The organism is Natronospirillum operosum (assembly GCF_004768465.1).
GTDB classification, from domain to species: Bacteria; Pseudomonadota; Gammaproteobacteria; order Pseudomonadales; family Natronospirillaceae; genus Natronospirillum; species Natronospirillum operosum.
In genome coordinates, this window is sequence record NZ_SRMF01000003.1 from 317780 (window position 1) to 336090 (window position 18311).

Below are 18311 nucleotides of genomic sequence, written 5' to 3' on the forward strand. Positions count from 1 at the left end.
TCTGCAGCGGGCAGCAGAATCAGGATATGAATAGGAACAGGCAAGACTGCAAGAGGAATGGCTCTATTGTCATCGGTCGCAACTGACTAATCTTCTCCAGGCGCTTCAACAACGAGAGGATCAGCCCATGACAGATTCAATGAACCAAGCCGATGTGACTGCAGCTCCAACAGACTTGAACAGCGGCGACGACAATGTGGCCAGCCACCCATACGTCGGCATGTGGGTTACTGAAGACGGCTACATTCGCCATGAGTTGTTGCCCAATAATCGCTATGACGAGGCGCGCGGCAGACGTGAAAGCGCCTATCAGGGGCGCTATCGAGTAACCGGCAACTATATCGAATACTGGGACGATACGGGATTTACCGCCGATGGCGAGTTCATCAACGGCATTCTTTATCACGGCGGTATGGTGCTGTATCGCAAGTAACCCAAGTACCGTAGTCTCAGGTCTGCAGTGCCCGGACGGCTGTCTTGCAGCCGACTGAAAGGAGGGCTGAGGTCAGTTGATCGGGCGTGGACAGCATTGGCCAGTGCCCACCCGCCAGCGGGATGTGATGCCAGTTCCGTTCAGGCTCGGGTAGCGTCAGCCAGTCGCGGATGACTGCGGGTGCCTGGCGGCCCACATAGGTGGCTGACAGGTCGGCCAGCGGACCCTGCAGACGGACCGGGTCGGTGACCGTTCTGCCGGGGTGACCGACAAGCCGCTGCTTGAGAAACCGGTGGTCGGCAGTTGTCAGTTGGGTTTCATAGGCAAGTACCCGCTCGCTCGGGACGGGCCAGAGCCCCTGGTTGTCATTGATCTGTCGCTGCACGGCCTCCACGTCGAGGTCCGCCAGTTCCAGCAACGAGCGACCCTCTTCGGGTACATAGGCTTCCAGAAAGACCGTATGGCAAACCCGGTCGGGCAGCCGCTGGGCCGCCTGTCCCACCACCAGCCCGGAGTAGCCGTGGCCTACCAGTACCACCTCCCTGAGGTTGGATACTTTCATGAAGTCCACCACGTGCCGTACATGAGTTTCCAGGCTGACCTGGTATCGGAGCAGGGGCGGCGATTCCAGGCCCGGCAGTGTCATCGCGTGCACAACCTGCCCCCGGGCGCGTAACCGCTGCTCGATGCCGGCCCAGATCCATTGGCCCATCCAGGCACCGGGCACCAGTATAAAGGTACGGTGATTCATATAGCTGTCCCTCTTTGGGTCCTTTCCCTCTGGCTGCGCTAGTCCTGAATCTTGGAAAACTCCCGATCCAGGTTATAGCGCTTGGAGGTGACGTAGCGTTCCATGGTTTCTACCCGGTTCAGTACGTCATCAAGGCGTTCGCGGGCGGTGCGCAGTCTTTCACTCGGGGTGTCCGGGTAACTGAACATGCTGCGTGGCCGGTCCTGATGGGCGGTCTCGTCGTATTCGGTCTGCGGCCTGGTCTTCAGCCTCTTCGGGCGCTTGGCCAGCAAGATGCAGGCGGCCAGATAGGCAAATATCGCCAGCGACGTGAACATCATCAGGGCGCCGACGGCAATCAGGCGCAGTATCCAGGGTTCGATGTTCAGGTGGTCACCCAGACCGGCACAGACACCACCCAGCCAACCCTTTTTCTTGTTGCGATAGAGGTTCATCCCGTAACCCTGGCGCCGCTTTTCCCAAAAATCGTTGAACTGTGACATGACACCGTCTCCTACTGTTTGTTCTGGCGCCGCCAGTTTGGCTGGCGTTCATCCAGAATGGATTCCAGGGTAGTGATGCGGTCAGCCAGGGTGTCGGCCGTGCGCAGCAAGGTGTCCAGTTGCTTCTGGTCGGCCTCGCCGAGGCCGCCAGAGGTTTTTGATTTGTACCGGTAATGCAGCACTATCCAGATGGGCATTACGATCACCATGAACAGGATGGTGGGCACAAACAAGAATTCAAAAAAGTGCATGGTTTACTCCTTTTGCCCTGCCGGCCGGGCAATCATTATTGTTCGGCTTTGCCGTCACGTTGCAGGTCAGCCCGCAGGCGATCCAGCTCGGCGTTGATGCCTTCATCCTGCGCCAGGCTGTCGATTTCGCTGGCCAGCTTCTGACGGTCGTCCCGCCCCAGGTCCATCGACTCCAGCTCGCCTTCCATATTATCCATGCGGCGCTCATAGTGCTCGAACTTCTCGAACGCGTCCTGCAGTGAGTCTTTCTGCAACTGGCGCCGTGTTTTCATGCGCGTGGATACGGTCTGCTGGCGCATCACCAGCGTCTTCTGCTTGGCCTTGGCGTCATTCAGTTTTTGCTGCAACTGGCTGATTTCCGAGGACAACTGCTCCATATGCTCGTCCAGAGCGGTGAACTCTTTTTCCACCAGGGCCTGCTCCTCGGACACACTCTGTTTCTCGGCCAGGGCGGCACGGGCCAGGTCTTCGCGGCCTTTTTCCAGCGCCAGGCGGGCTTTCTTTTCCCACTCGCCGGCTTCGTCCTGCAGGCGACTCAGACGCCGCTGCGCTTCCTTCTTGTCGGCAATAACGCGGGCGGAACTGCTGCGCACTTCGACCAGCGTTTCCTCCATCTCCTGAATAATCAGGCGGATCATTTTCTGCGGGTCTTCGGCGCGGTCCAGCAATGCATTCAGGTTGCTGTTGATGATGTCGGACAAGCGGGAAAAAATGCCCATGTCAGGTCTCCTCGGGTCAGTAGTCAATGGTCAGGGCGTCGCCTTCTGTTGAATGAACGATGCGCTGAACTGTATCTGTACCTATCAGAAACCGTGCCAGGTTTATAACCTATTGATTTTTATAGATTTCCTGTTTTGGGGAGGCTTTTGTGTGGCTATAATTAGTGATAAACGCTAAATTAATTGGCCAAATATGCTAAATATATAGAGTCATGAACGAACATACCCCACAGCGCCTGATCGGTGAGAGTTCGGCACTGTCAGATCTGCTGGACCAGGTGTCTCAGGTGGCGCCGCTGAACCGGCCCATACTGGTTATTGGCGAGCGTGGCACGGGCAAGGAACTGATTGCAGAGCGCCTGCATTTTCTCTCCCAGCGCTGGCAGCAGCCCTTTCTGAAGGTGAACTGTGGGGCTCTGAGTGACAGCCTGCTGGATGCCGACCTGTTCGGCTATGAACCCGGTGCGTTTACCGGCGCCACGCGGCTGCACAAGGGCCGTTTCGAGCGCGCCCATGAGGGCACCCTGTTTCTGGATGAAATGAGCAACATGTCCCAGGCCGTGCAGGAAAAGCTGCTGCGGCTGATCGAATATGGTGAATTCGAACGTCTGGGCGGCCAGACCACTCTGCGCGTGGATGTCCGCATTGTTGCCGCCACCAACGAGCACCTGCCTGATCTGGCTCGGAAAGGCCGGTTTCGGGCTGACCTGCTCGACCGCCTGGCCTTTGATGTACTGACCCTGCCACCGCTGCGGGCCCGTCAGGATGACATTCTGATTCTGGCCGAACACTTTGGCATTCAGATGAGCAGTGAACTGGGGTGGCCCATGTTCCCGGGGTTTTCGGACCGAGTGCTGGAACAACTGTGCCAGCACCCATTTCGCGGCAATGTGCGGGAGCTGAAAAACGCGGTGGAACGCAGCCTTTACCGCTGGAATCAACCGGACAAGGCCATTGACCACATCGTCCTCGACCCCTTTGCTTCACCCTGGCAGCCCGGAAACCGGGAAGCGACCCCCGACCTTGACGATACCCTGGGTTTTGCCGATCAGGTGGCACGGCTGGAAGTCCTGCTGCTGCAGCGCGCGCTCGACCAGAACGACCGCCATCAGGGCCGCGCCGCCGAGAGCCTGGACCTCAGCTACCACCAGTTTCGGAACCTGCTGCGCAAGCACAACCTGACGACCAGGCAGGCTTAGTAGTGGAATACAGGTGTGGAAGAGTTCAACTTGTCATAGCCCGCATAGAGCAATTCTGATACAAAACTGCCTGTATGCGGATTAACCACCGTGTAAGTTTCCACGCCATCCTCATACTGCGCCGCAGCGAAACCTGTCGCCATGCCCTCGCTTTCAGGGGTGTTGATGCCATTGTTGAAGAGTCGGATGACGCCATTCTCATCAGCCACCACGCCGTCTATGCCCACTGATTCGGTTCCATCACATGTACGACCACCCTCTGTACAGAGCTGACGAATGATTTCGATCTGTGCCGTGGCAGCCGCGTAGATGTCATCTGTCACTTCTGTTGTAAACTCATTATAGGCCGTTGTGCGGACTTCGGCTTCGTCCTCCAGTTGCGCCAGCCTGGATTCGGCCCTGTCGGCGAAGGATTGCACCGCATCGTGATTGTTCTCGGTATCACGGTTCAGCCCGGCCAGGTACTCGTCGGATGACTGTCCCGTCAGAGCTTCCTGTGCCTCTGCATTGGTCAGGGTGACATGCCCCTGTGATACCGCACTGGCGGTCACCCCGGAGTCGGAACCATTGTCACTGCCATGGCCCATCACATTGCCGGCGATGCCTTTGGCCACGCCATACCGACCTTGTGAAAGCATGTCAGTACCCACGCCTGCGCTGTTCGTGCTGACCCGGTAGCTGGACTCGTTGTGCAGGTCCTCGGTCGTGAGGGTGCCCGTCGTCAGGCTGTTGTTGCCGTTGTCAGAGGCGGCAGCCGAACTGCTGATGGATGCGCCGTTCACCTGTATGTTGCCCTGGTCCCGTAGGCTGGTTGGCGTTTGATATCAACTCATTCGATGGATCAGGTCAGCCTCTATTTGGCGCAATAAGGCCTCGTCACTTTCTCCATCCTCCCTGAGAAAATAGTTTCCTATTTGACTGTCGTGATAAACAGAAATAAGCACACCGCCGGATCTGAGCACCCATTTCCTAGAGTAGACACTGTCAGTTTTGTCTAACAATTCGGCTTGCCAATACTTTTGTAGGTATTTTGCAAATGACTCAACCCCCCCCCACTCTGAATCGAACTGAAGATGGTATTGGGTGGCGCCATCGTTGTTTACGCTTTTAGTTACAATGGGAAAGCTCATTTGATTACTCCAAGCCATATCGTTGGTTTATTTCTGTCCGAGTTCTTTGTGAACTTTGAAGAATACTGTTGTAGATATCGTCTCCTGAGAGTCCACGACTTTGCTGCCGCTGAATCATTTGATCCCAAGTTAAGTTTGGCTCCTCACGATACAGTCTGTCTGCCTCTATGCGATCTGCCATTAGCTCGCGCGCCTCTGTCCGATTGGAGTTTCTAAGATCAAACGCCTGCTTTGCCTGTACGTCGAGAGGAGCAGACAAATCAATACGATCAACTATCCCCCTGTCCGCCGCGAGGTACCACTGGCGTGCCTCTGCATTTGACATTGACCCGCGAAGTGGATTATCTCCATAAAGATTGTAGAACTCGGCGCTTCGCGTATTCACTATTTCAGGACTGTAGGCATCACCTTGTAGGGATGGCCTTCCACCTGAAAAATCACGCGAGTTGTTTTCTGAAGGAATCTCCCCTGTTCCTGAGTGCCCGCCATCACCCCGCAACTGCGGTCCAAGGCTCGCCAGTCGAGATCGGTCCGCCAGTTCCTCGCCCAGGAACAACAGCATGCTCCCGCCGCCCAGAGCCTCATGGTTGAACATGGTTCCCATCAACTCTGTGGCGGGCTCAGCACCGCCTTCCTGCTGCAGCATATTGCGGGCGGCCATGAGATTCCACAACTGGCCTTCTTCCATGAGCCCCAGCTCAGTACCGCGATGATTTGAATCGGCCAGATTGTCCTGCAGTACGGCGATCTGATCATTCAGTCGAGTGATGTCGCCAGCAATTGCCTCAGCCACTATGGTGCTGTAGAGGAGAGGTTCTTGCCCTCCAAAACCTGATAACGGCAGTGTGTCTGTAACCTGAGCTTTGAGGTCGCTGTCGGTAAACAACTCCACCAGTTGTTCCTGACCCCATCCGCTGCCGGTAGAGGCCAGGATGCTCTGGAGCACTGCCGTTTTCATATCTTCCGGTACATCGTCGGCTCGCAATACGTACGCGATCAATTCAGCGTCCGCCATATGCTCCTGACTGACATAGCTGTCGCTGTAGTGACGGTCCTCGGCAAACAGAAGTTGATCGCTGCCGTCTATGGCTGAACCGGCACCCAGCTCATTCAGGAACTCGCCAGCGTTTGGATTTTCTTCTCCATGTTCGGCATAGGTGGCGTCTACGCGTCTCAGGGCTTCCAATCGAAGCTCTGTACCGGCTTGTTGCAGGGCTTCAGGCGAACACTGGGTATCCTGGCAGTACCCTTGTTGCCGTGCGTAGGTTTCTGTATTGAGCTGGACGAGATCAATTTCCGTAGCGTTCAGTTGCCTGAACTCCAGATCATCCCGTTGCTCCAACTCGGCAAACAGCGCCTGGTTTCCGCTCAGCAACTGCTGATGGGCCGCTGGGTTCTGGATGGCCACCGGGGCAGGGCGGTGGCTGTCTATCGCATCGCGATTAGCGTAGGCATTGGCCCGATAGGCTAGGTCGGTCATGTAGCCGGTGACGGTGGCGTTGATCTCGCCGGCGCCATTGAGGTGCATGCCTTCGTGGGCAACGGTGTTGACCAGGCTGCCGATGCGCTCGCCGTCGATATCGACGAACAGGGTGTTGCTGTCCTGATGGGCGGCACCGTAGACGGCATTGCCGTTGGAGTTGGTGGCACCCTCGGTGACACGAACCCGTTCGTCATCGGTCTGGTTGAGGAACTGGTCGACCTCGGCCAGACCGTCCTGCAGAACAAAGCCATCCTCGATGTCGCCCTCGCGCATGCCTTCAACCAGGCCGGCCAGTTGGCCGCCTTCGTGGTAGGCCAGAGCCTGACCCTGACCGGCGGTGTTCCAGGCGTTGGTGGTCTGGTTGATATCGAGTTCCACCACGCTGCCTGCGGCAGCCGTCACCCGGGCCACATCGGCCACAGCACCCGCGCCGGCGGTCAGGGTGTTGCCGGCCAGCCCAAGCTGTTCAGCCAATATCTCACTTCGGCCTTCACTGCTCACCAGTCGATAGTCAACTGTTAGGCCCGCTTGCATGATTTACAAATCGGGTTAGATACACATTCCCCTGCAATTGGGACAAGAAAGAGCTGTGAGAGTATTAATCCCTATACATAAGCATCATTGACAGCCTTCTAACTATTGAAAATGCTGTTGTAAGCGGCTTCAATTTCTAGTGCTAAATCATCAGGAACAAGATGCAAGTCATCCTTTATATTTTTTGAGAATGACAATAGTGGGTGGTCAATCTCTGGCATCACCATGCCTAGCTTTTTTCTAGTAGAGAATATTGCCCATATTTCAAATGGCAATAAGTCAAATGGAGAGTTCTTGAACTCGGGGTCCCGCCTCCCGCCAGTGTCATCAGAATTGACAAGATGATAGTCACATAATTCCAGAATGGGATCAGAAATTAATTCAGGGCTATGCCAGGAATCTATTAATTTCTGGTATACTCCATACTCTCTGAATTCAAAATTTTTAGATAACGTTTTTCCGGAATAAGCTGAGTAGAGCCACATCATAAAAGGTTCAAATCTACGCTCTTTCAGGTAGTTGGCATTTATGGCTCCATCAGTTGTAAACATGCCTTCAAGTATGTCTGCGGTAAAGTCTGCCTTGTCGTCTTTTTCGATAGCTATAAAGCAAGCTAATAAGCAGGCGGCATTGCTCATTTGGTTTGTTAAATTTGGAGCCTTATTGGTTCCGCGAAGGAAATAAGTTTTAGAGAAGTGTTTAGCTCTTATTTTTAATGCCCAGAATCTATAGATTATGGAGTGGGACAAATAATCATTTTTAGTTGTAAGTTGGGTGTGATTAGATAGCATTCCGCTTATGCCGTAATAGGTGGCAAGGCTACCTAGGGCGTCGGATATGTTGATCATGGATACCAGATCCCCATCATTTAAATCTTCCCTTAAATATCTTAGTTTTCGATCAACTAACCCTTCTGCTTGATCAAGCCAGTTTTGATGTTGCCGCACCATATTTTCAATAGTGGTCATTTGGTGGCCTCTTGGTTGCACTAGTCTATACTCCAAGGTGATACGCGCAATGTCTCAGATTGCAAGTCGACCCCGATTAAATTACTGCTTACGCTTTCTGGGTTCCTTCTGAACTCCCGGAGCGCAGTTTCAGAAAACTCTCGATCTGCCGTACTTAGACTTCTATAGCGGCCAGTGCCATCTACAGCCTGAGTCAACACATCCTCTACGAACTCTGTCATATTACGTTGTCGATCGGACAGATTGCCAACATTTCCTGTCCTTGATGCCTTAACCTCAAAAAAGGAAAGTCGTCCATCTGGCGTTCGGCTAATAATGTCGATGCCATTCCCACTAGCATTTTGTATTGTTATAATATCAGTGTGGTTGTTCTGTCGCAAAAACTCTCTTGATATTTCCTCGCCAAGATTTCCTACTTGCTTGTTACTTAAGGTGGATAAATCTATATCTCTAGATGCTGAGAATAAATCAGGCTCATTGTTTGAATCGCCTTCTCTAGCCCTTGCCGTAGGCCTAGCATCACCCCGCAACTGCGGTCCAAGGCTCGCCAGTCGAGATCGGTCCGCCAGTTCCTCGCCCAGGAACAACAGCATGCTCCCGCCGCCCAGAGCCTCATGGTTGAACATGGTTCCCATCAACTCTGTGGCGGGCTCAGCACCGCCTTCCTGCTGCAGCATATTGCGGGCGGCCATGAGATTCCACAACTGGCCTTCTTCCATGAGCCCCAGCTCAGTACCGCGATGATTTGAATCGGCCAGATTGTCCTGCAGTACGGCGATCTGATCATTCAGTCGAGTGATGTCGCCAGCAATTGCCTCAGCCACTATGGTGCTGTAGAGGAGAGGTTCTTGCCCTCCAAAACCTGATAACGGCAGTGTGTCTGTAACCTGAGCTTTGAGGTCGCTGTCGGTAAACAACTCCACCAGTTGTTCCTGACCCCATCCGCTGCCGGTAGAGGCCAGGATGCTCTGGAGCACTGCCGTTTTCATATCTTCCGGTACATCGTCGGCTCGCAATACGTACGCGATCAATTCAGCGTCCGCCATATGCTCCTGACTGACATAGCTGTCGCTGTAGTGACGGTCCTCGGCAAACAGAAGTTGATCGCTGCCGTCTATGGCTGAACCGGCACCCAGCTCATTCAGGAACTCGCCAGCGTTTGGATTTTCTTCTCCATGTTCGGCATAGGTGGCGTCTACGCGTCTCAGGGCTTCCAATCGAAGCTCTGTACCGGCTTGTTGCAGGGCTTCAGGCGAACACTGGGTATCCTGGCAGTACCCTTGTTGCCGTGCGTAGGTTTCTGTATTGAGCTGGACGAGATCAATTTCCGTAGCGTTCAGTTGCCTGAACTCCAGATCATCCCGTTGCTCCAACTCGGCAAACAGCGCCTGGTTTCCGCTCAGCAACTGCTGATGGGCCGCTGGGTTCTGGATGGCCACCGGGGCAGGGCGGTGGCTGTCTATCGCATCGCGATTAGCGTAGGCATTGGCCCGATAGGCTAGGTCGGTCATGTAGCCGGTGACGGTGGCGTTGATCTCGCCGGCGCCATTGAGGTGCATGCCTTCGTGGGCAACGGTGTTGACCAGGCTGCCGATGCGCTCGCCGTCGATATCGACGAACAGGGTGTTGCTGTCCTGATGGGCGGCACCGTAGACGGCATTGCCGTTGGAGTTGGTGGCACCCTCGGTGACACGAACCCGTTCGTCATCGGTCTGGTTGAGGAACTGGTCGACCTCGGCCAGACCGTCCTGCAGAACAAAGCCATCCTCGATGTCGCCCTCGCGCATGCCTTCAACCAGGCCGGCCAGTTGGCCGCCTTCGTGGTAGGCCAGAGCCTGACCCTGACCGGCGGTGTTCCAGGCGTTGGTGGTCTGGTTGATATCGAGTTCCACCACGCTGCCTGCGGCAGCCGTCACCCGAGCCACATCGGCTACAGCACCCGCGCCGGCGGCCAGGGTGTTCCCCGCCAGCCCAAGCTGTTCAGCCACTATCTCACTTCGGCCTTCACTGCTCACCAGTCGATAGTCAACGGTTACGCCGGCATCCAGTCCGGCGGTCTGCAGATCCAGGGTGGTGACCTGAGCATTGCCGAGATCGCGGTTCAGACCGTTGGGGGTGTCGCTGTCTGCCAGCGTCTCGCCGTTCACCTGAACATTGCCCTGGCCCAGGGTGGCCAGTGTCATGCCTTCGGTAACATGACCATAGTTCTGGACACTGACGTTGGTGCTTGAGTTCCCTACGTTCATGCCAAAGCCGGACTGCTGGTCCTGGCTGTGGTTGTCGATGTCCGCCACTGTGAGGGTGTTGGTGCTGAAGTTGAGCTGGCCGTGGTCGACCAGGTTGCCGTCTTCATCCCGGGTGGCGTTGGCGATCAGACCACCGGCCAGTGTGGTGTGGTCGGCATTGACCTGGCTGTTTTCGCCGTCGGCGACGATCAGGTGAGTCTGACTGCCGACCTGTTGGTGTTCACTGGCACCGGAGCCCGCATTCACGCCAACGCTGTTGAGCCCGGCGTTACCTGCGCCAAGGATGCGCTCACCGTTACCCACTCCGAGGTTGCCCCCGACGCTCCGGTTGCTGCTGCTGTGGGTGTCCTGCAGGCTTTCGATGGTGAGGTGACCCACATCCAGGTTGGCGGTATTGGCCGTGACCTCAGCGCCCGAGAGGGTGAAGGTGTCGCTGTTGCTCTCCAGATGGCCGACATTGAAGCGGCTGTTGACGTTCCAGGTGCTGGTGCTTTCGCTCTCGGAGGTGTTGGCCCCCAGAGTGCCTCCCATGGGGCCTCGCGTGCTGTAGTTGGCACTGGCCGAGGCGCTGTTGGACTCACTGCTGCTGGTGCTGGACCCCTGGCCGGCGGTAATCAGCGTATTGGTGCTGTTGAGGCTGGCCAGGCCGGCAGTGATGTCGCTGCCCTGGAAGATGGCGTTCTCACCGCTGACGACCAGGCTGCCGGCGTTGATGCTGGAACCCTGCCAGTGGTTCTGGGTTGTCTGGTCGAGGCTGCTGCTCTGCGAATGCTGGGCATTCACACTGCCGTAGAAGCCGGTGCCGCCGGTGGCGGCTGATGCAGCCGCACCCGCTGCGGCGCTGCCGACGGCGAGCTGTGCCTGTGCCATGCCTGCTGCTGCCGCTGCCAGATTGATTTCGTAGTCCCGCAGGGCTGACTCAGTCAGTTCACCGCGCTCATACCTCTTTTGAGCATCCTTGTAAGCGCTGTTGGCGTCTTCCAGGGCGGAATAGGCGTCTGCATAGGCGCCTGTCGCCTGGTAGGCATCCACATAGGCGTTACGAACACCGGCGGTAATGGTGGTGGTCTCGGTCTGGGTTTCCACCTCATCAGTGACGGTCGCCTGGTGACCGCCGACGATGACATCCTGCTCCGCCTGCAGAACGGCTTGCCCTTCCACATCGATGTTGCTGGCGAGGATGCTGATGTTCTCATCGGCCAGCATGATGAGGTTGCCAGCGCTGATGCTGCTGCCCTGGTGCGTGGTGGCGGTCTGGCGCTCGGTAACGGTTTCCTCGGTAAATTCGAGGCCAGCCACGGTCAGCTCGGCGTTGTCCTTGTCAAAGTAGGCGCCTGTGCCAGCCACTGTGGTTTCGCTTGTGGAGGTTTCCGAAACCTGGGTTTCTTCGGCGGACAGCACGTTGACGTTGTTGGCCGAAAGAATGGCCGTACCCTCGGTGGTGATGTCACTGGCAATGATGTCGACCTGGCTTTCTGCGGCCAGAATCATGTTGCCGCCGGCATTGAGGCTGCTGCCGTGCTGGGTAGTGGAGGTATTCTGTTCACTGCTGGACGAAGCGATGGTGACCTCGAAGTCATCACTCAAATAGCCGCCGACATGCGCGACAGCGGTGGCTGCAAGTCTGGCCACGCCGCGCAACTCTTCGGTCTTGTGTTTCCAGTCTTCGTTGGTCAGCTCCAGTGAACCAACCACGAGTTGATCCGGTGTGCCTTCTCCATTCACGGCACTGAAGCTGCCATCTGCGTTCTGCTCGACTTCCAGGTTGCCGACCATCAGGTTGTTGTCGGCATCCAGGGTAGAGGCGGTGACATTCACCCTGTTGTTGGCCTGCAACTGGATATCGTTGCCGCTCAAGCTGCTGCCGGCGGCGGTTTGTTCTATTGCACCCTCATCTCGGGTCCTGTTCCTGAAGGTGGTTGTCTGTTCCGACGTTTGACGGTTATAGGTCTCATCAACTGCGGCAGTAATGACAATGTCGTCTGCCGAAACCAGCAAGGTGTCACTGGCACTCAGGTCTGAAGCCTGGATCGTGACCTGTTCACCGGCCTGAATGACAAAATCGCCACCGGCGGAAAAACTGGAGCCGATGGCCTGCTGACTGCGCTGCTCTGAGCTGTTACTGCCGCTGGGACCAAACAGGCCATTGCTGTAGGAGGTTTCCTTGGCACTGGACGAATAGTCCACCCCAGCCAGGATCTCCACGTTACCCTCTTCGGCTTCAATCATCAGGCTTTTCCCTGCCTGCACGTCAGCCGCTGTTGCCCGGAAATCATTGCCTGCCAGCATCGTGATGTTGCCACCACCGGTGATTTGCGTTCCTGCATCGCGGCGGGATTCGTTGGCGATATCGGTTCTGCGGGTGCTGATGGAATCACTGGAGCTTTCGGTGACTGTGCTCAGGTTCAGATCGTTTCCGGCCTCCATGTGGATATCACCAGCACTGTCTACCTCGGCGCCAGTCAGGTTGATGTCATTGCCTGCCCTGGCAATAATCTCGCCATTGCCGTTTCGCACTGTCAGACCCGCGTACTGGTCGATGATCTGGCTCTCAATGGTGCCAATCTGGGCGGTAGTTTCTGCCGGGCGACCATTGAACGCTGCGAACGGGTTGGTGTAGGTGCGCTCATAGGTGCCCTGGCCCTGGGCTGTGGTGGTGATGACATTCAGGTCATTGCCGGCATCCAGGGCCAGCAGGTCTTCCGCCTGCACACTGGCGCCGATGATGTTGATGTCTTCATCGGCGGAAAGCCGGACCTGGGCGCCGGCAATGTCCCCGCCTTCATGGTTGATCTCTTCGGCGTTCACCTGAACCGATTGCGTCGCTTGCACTGTGCCGGTGTTGTTGAATTCACCGTCAATATCAATATTGACATTGCGGCCCGCCAGCAAGGCGCCATGGGCATCCAGATCGCCTTCCCTGACCACGGCATAGACCTTGGGTACCAGAACGGTCTCGACCCTGCCGTCGGGCAGTGTCACTTCCTGTTCCACGAGCCAGACTATGTCTGTGGTCAGGGCTTCAACCTGGGCGGAAGACAAGGCGATGCCCGGGCGCAGCTGTTGCTCCTGGGCAAAGGTGACGCCCGCTGTCATCAGGTTCTGGTACTGGGTGTTGTTGTCGGTGAAGTCACCCAGGTAACGCTGCCCGGTCTGGGCGATGATCTGCTGAGTAATCAGTTGCTGCTCATAGAAACCGTCGCCCAGGCGCAGCGGGGCACTGTCGCCGCCGATACCCATGGCCGCCAGCATGAAGTCGGAGCTGAGCCAGGTGTTGTAGTTGGCAAACGCCGGGTCGGTCTGAATCAGGTAGCCTGCTGAGGTGTTCGGCAGGGGCTGGAACAGACCGCTGGTGGTCAGCTGGGCCAGGGAGGGTGCTTCGCCGGCAGTCCCGTCCAACTCCATACGCGCGTCCACAGCGCCTTCCAGATTGACCTGAGCGTTGGACTCAGAGCGATAAGCTTCCAGAGTATCAGTAACATTGAACGTTTTGCTGTAGCTGTCGTTGTGCCATCTGGTTTTTCTGCTGCAAAAGGTGCCGAATGGGCCCCTGCATCGCCAATAGCGCTCACGCCACCTGTAGGTGCCGTTGTGGGTGATGGTTACTGCCACCTCGGTTGAGCGATTGTCAATTTGTTTGTTTACCAGTGAGAGGGTTTCGCCCGCCAGAATATGGCTGTCATGATTAACAATATCTCGACCATCTATGGTGAGATTACCGCCGCTGATGATTTCAGCACGCTTCTGAGAGGTTATGACTGCGCCATTGACCCTCACCGTGTACTGGCGATAATCGTGTTTGTTCAGATTAACGGTTTCACTGTATCGCTCAAGTTCACGGATCTCATAGTCCAGATAGTCATCCCGGTTCACCAACCGATCCGTGGTAATAAACATGTCACCATGGCTTTCGATGCGCGCACTGCGGTTGAGTACACGTTCAGCAGCGCCCGTGGCCTGATAGTTCTCATCCAGGCTGCCGCCGATGGAGAGGCCGCCCAGGCTCATCAGGGTGGAGCCGTCGGCGTTGTCCACACGGGTGGCGCCGATGTCGAGCCAGTTGCGCGCGGCGACAGTGCCGGTGTGGGTTTCGCCGTTTTCTGTTTCGGCGAAGTTGTTCAGTTGCCCGGCCTGCAAGCCGACGTGGTCGCCATAGATGCGGCCGGTGCCGATGTTGGTGAGGGTGGCGGCGTCAATGTAGGTCTGTTCGCCGTCGATCAGGCCGCGGTTGGTGAGGGTCTGGTCAACAGTGATGTTGGTTTCACCGGCGTTGATCTCGCCTTCAACCTGGTTGGTCAGGTTGCGGGTGTTGAGCACCAGTCTGTCTCCGGCTTCCAGGCGACCGGCGTTGCGGAAATGGCTGTCGATATCCAGTTCGAGGTTGTCGGCCCGGATGTCGCCGTCATCATTGCGCAGCGAATCCAGTTGGGCAATCAGGTCGCCGGCTTCAAAGAGACCTTCGCTGTTGTCCCACTCCACAAGCTCCAGTTCGGCCTGCTGCGTGTGTATGACACCGTCTGCGTTGTGCAGGTAGAGGCCTTCCATGGTCAGGCTGTTGAGCTGTACCTCACCCTGGCTGTTGTCCAGTGTTTCTGCCGTCAGGTCCATGCGGCCGGTGCTTGATATTGTGCCACCCTGGTTGTCGGTCAGGCCGGTGACCTGGATGCTGCCGGCCTGCGGCGGTTCGGTGGTGGCCGGGTCCGATGCGGTGGTTGGCTCGGCGTCGGGGGTGCCGTCACCGGTGGGGGGCTCTATATCGTCCGGCACGGTGAGGTCAAGATCCTGCTCCTCATCGTTTTCCGCTTCCAGCTGACCGATCCAACCGTCGCTGTTGTCGACGGCGGCCAGTGTCAGTTCCAGTGTGCGGCTGCCCAGTTGCTGCAGGGTGCCATCGGTGTTGAGCAGTGTTTCGGTTTCGATGTCGAACCGGTTGGTCAGCAGGGCGCCGTCGGTATTGTCCAGGGTGTCGACGCGGGAGATCAGCGCCGACTCGGCGGCAATCTCACCGCTGTTCGTCAAGGTGTCTGCGGTCAGGTCCACAGAGCCCTGTTCGGCCTGAATGGTACCGGCATTGAGCAACTGGCCGTCTTCGGTGATCACCACATCGCCGCTGCTGGCGGCCAGGGTGCCATGGTTGTGAATGCCAACCCCGTGTTCGGTGCCCACCAGAAAGATCTTGCCGGCGTACATGCCGCCGAGCGCGGCCACATCGATGGAGGCGCCCTGGGTGCCGGTGCTGCCGTCGTTCAGTGCCAGGGCGGTGGCGTCCAGGCTGGTGGCGTCGACTTCATTGGCCCCCGAGATCACGGACAGATCATTGGCCCAGATGCCGGCATTGATATCCAGGGTGCGGGCTATCAGTTGGGTGTAATCGGTTTGAGTGCTGTCCAGACCATTGCCATTGATGGCGATGGTGCCGCCGGTCACCCGGTAGTGGTCCAGGTGGCCGCCCTGCATCACCGGTCGGCCGGTGGTCAGGGTGGCATTGGAAACGTTGATAAACCCGGCGCCATCCACCTGAATGCCCGAAGGGTTGGCGATCACGACTTCTGCCCGCTGGCCGGCCACCTCGATATAGCCTTGCAGCAGGGAGGGATCGGAGCTGTTCACCTCGTTGAGAATGATGCTGGCGCGCCGCTGCTGCAGGGCGCTGTTGCCTTCAATCCAGCCGGCAAGCTCAGTCTGGGTTGATTGATGGCTGTTGTTCAGAATGACGCCGTTGGAATCCACGTCAAACTGCCGGTAGAGGTTGCGCGAAACGCCACCGGAACTGGGCGCCGTGATGTTGACCTGGGTGGTCTGGCTGGCCGTTTCCGTCACTACAGGCCGCACCGAGGTCGGGGCGTTGGGGTCAGCCACGATTTCTGCCTGGGCGGTGAGCATCCAGGTACTGCCCACCACGATGAGCAGGCATGCCTTCAGGGAACCCAGGGCCTGTAATGCATGGCCGGCTGCACCCTTGCTGACGCGTGGCCCGCTGGCCCCTCGCGCGCGGTCACCCGAGCTGGCAACTTCTCCGACCACCATGAGCAGGCCACGTGCGGCGTTGAATATGACACGGTAACAGTTACGGTTCATGACATTACTCCTTCACACTTTCCGCAGCCGTCTTGCGTGATTGTGGCCGCGAATAATGTTTCCCTGTAATGGACGCCACTCAGAACGTCCGCGTTAACTGAAATCCATAGACAGCGTCACCTGCGTCCAACTCATCCGGATAGCTGAGTGGCAGGCTGGCGAAGGTGTCATACTGGATACCGAACAAGGCGCCCCGCAGGCCGCCTGCCAATCCGATCAGCGTCGAATCGGGAAAATCATCTGCGCCGGCACCGCCCACAATGCCGCCATCCAGCGCCAGGAAGGGCTGGTGCGGCACGCGCGGCAGGCGCAGGCTCAGTTCGTTGCGCAGGTAGGCGCCGCGTTCGCCGCTCAGGCTGTTGCCGCCTTCAAAGCCGCGCACGCTGTAGCGGCCGCCGATACTGAACCGGTCCTGAGGAATCAGGTCGTTCAGGTTGTACTGTGCTCGCATGCGGCCGCTGTAGGTCCAGTGGGCGTTGCCGGTGCTGAAGGGCACGCGGACGCTGCCATCGAGCGTTGCCACACGCTTGCGTGTCTCGCCCTCGCCGGTGGCTTCTTTCGGCGCGCGCGTAGCACCCAGGGCTCTGGACCCCCAGATATGCCCGACCGTCACGTCAACCGTGGCCGGCCCGAGAAAGGCGCGATGCTCCAGGTTCAGTTCGAAGGCGGTGGTGTTGCGGCGCTGCACCCGAATCTCCACATCGTTGATGAAGTTTCTGGACTGGCGGGTGCTGGTGTTGAAGTGCACCGTGGTCTTGTGCCGGGCATTGCGGTGAATCAGCCGGGACACACGCAGGCTCTGGTTCGTGTTCTGGCCGCTGTATTCGTAGTCTTCCACCGCGCCGGATATGGTCTGCAGGTACTCGTTGTAGCCGGCATTGACCGCAAACAGCCAGTACCTGAAGGGCACCGAATAGTGCCCGCTGATGCCCTGCGAGCCGCGGTCGCCGTCATCAAAGCCGGCGATGGCCCGGTTGTAGGTCACATAGAACAGGTCATTGAACGCCCAGTAGGGGTCATAGCTGAGGGTGGCACTGCTCTGGTATTTGCCGGTCGAGGTGCTGCCGGTGTCATCCAGCGTCAGGGTCAGCCGCACGGGGCGAGCCTGCTCCCACTGAATGACCAGATCACTGTGGCCCGGTATCTCGGAAGGCGTGATCTCGATATTGGCGTCCACCGAGGGTACGCGCTTGAAATTTTCCAGCCCCTGCTCGATATCGCGCAGGTTCAGTATGCCGTGGTGCGGTACCGGTACGGCGTTCCAGTAGGTGGCGCGGCCGGGGACATCATCATCGAAAATGATTTCGTCCAGGTAGCCCGGCAGCAGGGTAAGTGTCAGTACGCCGGTGGTCAGATCCTGTGGTTCGGCAACAATTCTGCTGGTGACAAAACCGGCGGCAATCAGCTCGTTCTGCGCTTCACTGATAATGCGGTTTATGCCCTGGGCGCCGATACAGTTGGGCTGTTCCAGCATGCCTTGCACCTGGCGTTCCAGTCTGCGGAATGGGCGCAGGTCAGGTGCATCGAGCTCTATGTGTTCTATGGGGAAGCAGGCGGTTTCTTCGGTGGGCTCGGCAACGGGAGGGCGGTCAGGCAGTTCAAACCGGATATCGGGAGAAGGTTCGAACTGCTCCCGTTGCTGCCGTTGTCGTTCTTCTATGCGGCGCTGTTCTTCCAGCGCGCGTTGTTCGTCAGAACTCTGGGCGAGGCTCTTGCTGCCGAGCAGAAAAAAGGCCAGCAACATCCAGCAAGCCAGGTTGAATGAGGGCATGCGCCCCTTCATCATCAGGCCTTTAAGGGTACTTCGCTCCACGCAGTGGTAACTGACCACCTGTGTCCCTTCCCTTCAATCCATTAAGGTGTGTTGCCTACCCGTCCGCTGGTGCGATCCCTGAATCCAGTGGCAACACGCCTTTTAAATACACCGAGATCAGAAATTGAACAAAAGCTTTTTTGCCGTTTGCCGGAGATTGATTCCGTTTTGTGACGTAGTCGACATTTTTTGACCATGCAAGGTCCAGTCGGCGTTGCTTGTCG

General features: G+C 57.3%; 12 protein-coding genes. 2 read left to right on the forward strand and 10 right to left on the reverse strand.

The window, feature by feature from the left end; all coding sequences use genetic code 11:
- The first annotated feature begins 127 nt into the window (after positions 1-127).
- Entirely contained in the window at positions 128-433 is a 306-nt protein-coding gene (locus E4656_RS10390) for an Atu4866 domain-containing protein (RefSeq protein WP_135483156.1), read from the forward strand.
- A 16-nt stretch (positions 434-449) separates the two neighbouring features.
- On the opposite strand, the gene E4656_RS10395 is transcribed toward E4656_RS10390, so the two are convergent.
- From E4656_RS10395 to pspA, 4 genes are read right to left on the reverse strand one after another with little or no spacing between them, the layout of a single operon-like run.
- Complete coding sequence (locus E4656_RS10395; RefSeq protein ID WP_135483157.1) at positions 450-1184, reverse strand: alpha/beta fold hydrolase; 735 nt, start codon at positions 1182-1184, stop codon at positions 450-452.
- A 38-nt stretch (positions 1185-1222) separates the two neighbouring features.
- Positions 1223-1666 carry a PspC domain-containing protein gene (locus tag E4656_RS10400; RefSeq protein WP_135483158.1) on the reverse strand — a complete coding sequence of 148 codons (444 nt, stop codon included), beginning with the start codon at positions 1664-1666 and terminating at the stop codon, positions 1223-1225.
- Between the two features lie 11 nt (positions 1667-1677).
- Positions 1678-1917, reverse strand: a complete 240-nt coding sequence (gene pspB / locus E4656_RS10405; RefSeq protein WP_135483159.1) for an envelope stress response membrane protein PspB — start codon at positions 1915-1917, stop codon at positions 1678-1680.
- Positions 1918-1952: 35 nt separating this feature from the next.
- Positions 1953-2636 carry a phage shock protein PspA gene (gene pspA / locus E4656_RS10410; RefSeq protein WP_135483160.1) on the reverse strand — a complete coding sequence of 228 codons (684 nt, stop codon included), beginning with the start codon at positions 2634-2636 and terminating at the stop codon, positions 1953-1955.
- A 212-nt stretch (positions 2637-2848) separates the two neighbouring features.
- Here pspA and E4656_RS10415 point away from each other — a divergent pair, with 212 nt between their 5' ends.
- Positions 2849-3835 carry a sigma 54-interacting transcriptional regulator gene (locus E4656_RS10415; RefSeq protein ID WP_135483161.1) on the forward strand — a complete coding sequence of 329 codons (987 nt, stop codon included), beginning with the start codon at positions 2849-2851 and terminating at the stop codon, positions 3833-3835.
- Here E4656_RS10415 and E4656_RS10420 read toward each other — a convergent pair.
- The 6 genes from E4656_RS10420 to E4656_RS10445 form a co-directional block, all read right to left on the reverse strand.
- Positions 3832-4617, reverse strand: coding sequence for a hypothetical protein (locus E4656_RS10420; protein ID WP_135483162.1), 786 nt, complete (start codon positions 4615-4617; stop codon positions 3832-3834). The two genes, E4656_RS10415 and E4656_RS10420, sit on opposite strands and share 4 nt — an antisense overlap.
- 42 nt (positions 4618-4659) lie before the next feature.
- Complete coding sequence (locus tag E4656_RS10425) at positions 4660-4965, reverse strand: hypothetical protein (protein WP_135483163.1); 306 nt, start codon at positions 4963-4965, stop codon at positions 4660-4662.
- 4 nt (positions 4966-4969) lie between these two features.
- Positions 4970-6922 (reverse strand): hypothetical protein, encoded by a 1953-nt coding sequence (locus tag E4656_RS10430; RefSeq protein ID WP_135483164.1) that lies wholly within the window; start codon positions 6920-6922, stop codon positions 4970-4972.
- A gap of 158 nt (positions 6923-7080) precedes the next feature.
- A complete protein-coding gene (locus tag E4656_RS10435; protein WP_135483165.1) occupies positions 7081-7950 on the reverse strand; it encodes a hypothetical protein in 870 nt (289 codons plus the stop codon).
- Between the two features lie 20 nt (positions 7951-7970).
- Entirely contained in the window at positions 7971-16274 is an 8304-nt protein-coding gene (locus tag E4656_RS10440) for a two-partner secretion domain-containing protein (protein ID WP_135483166.1), read from the reverse strand.
- A 79-nt stretch (positions 16275-16353) separates the two neighbouring features.
- Positions 16354-18045 carry a ShlB/FhaC/HecB family hemolysin secretion/activation protein gene (locus E4656_RS10445; protein ID WP_167856021.1) on the reverse strand — a complete coding sequence of 564 codons (1692 nt, stop codon included), beginning with the start codon at positions 18043-18045 and terminating at the stop codon, positions 16354-16356.
- Between the last annotated feature and the right edge of the window lie 266 nt (positions 18046-18311).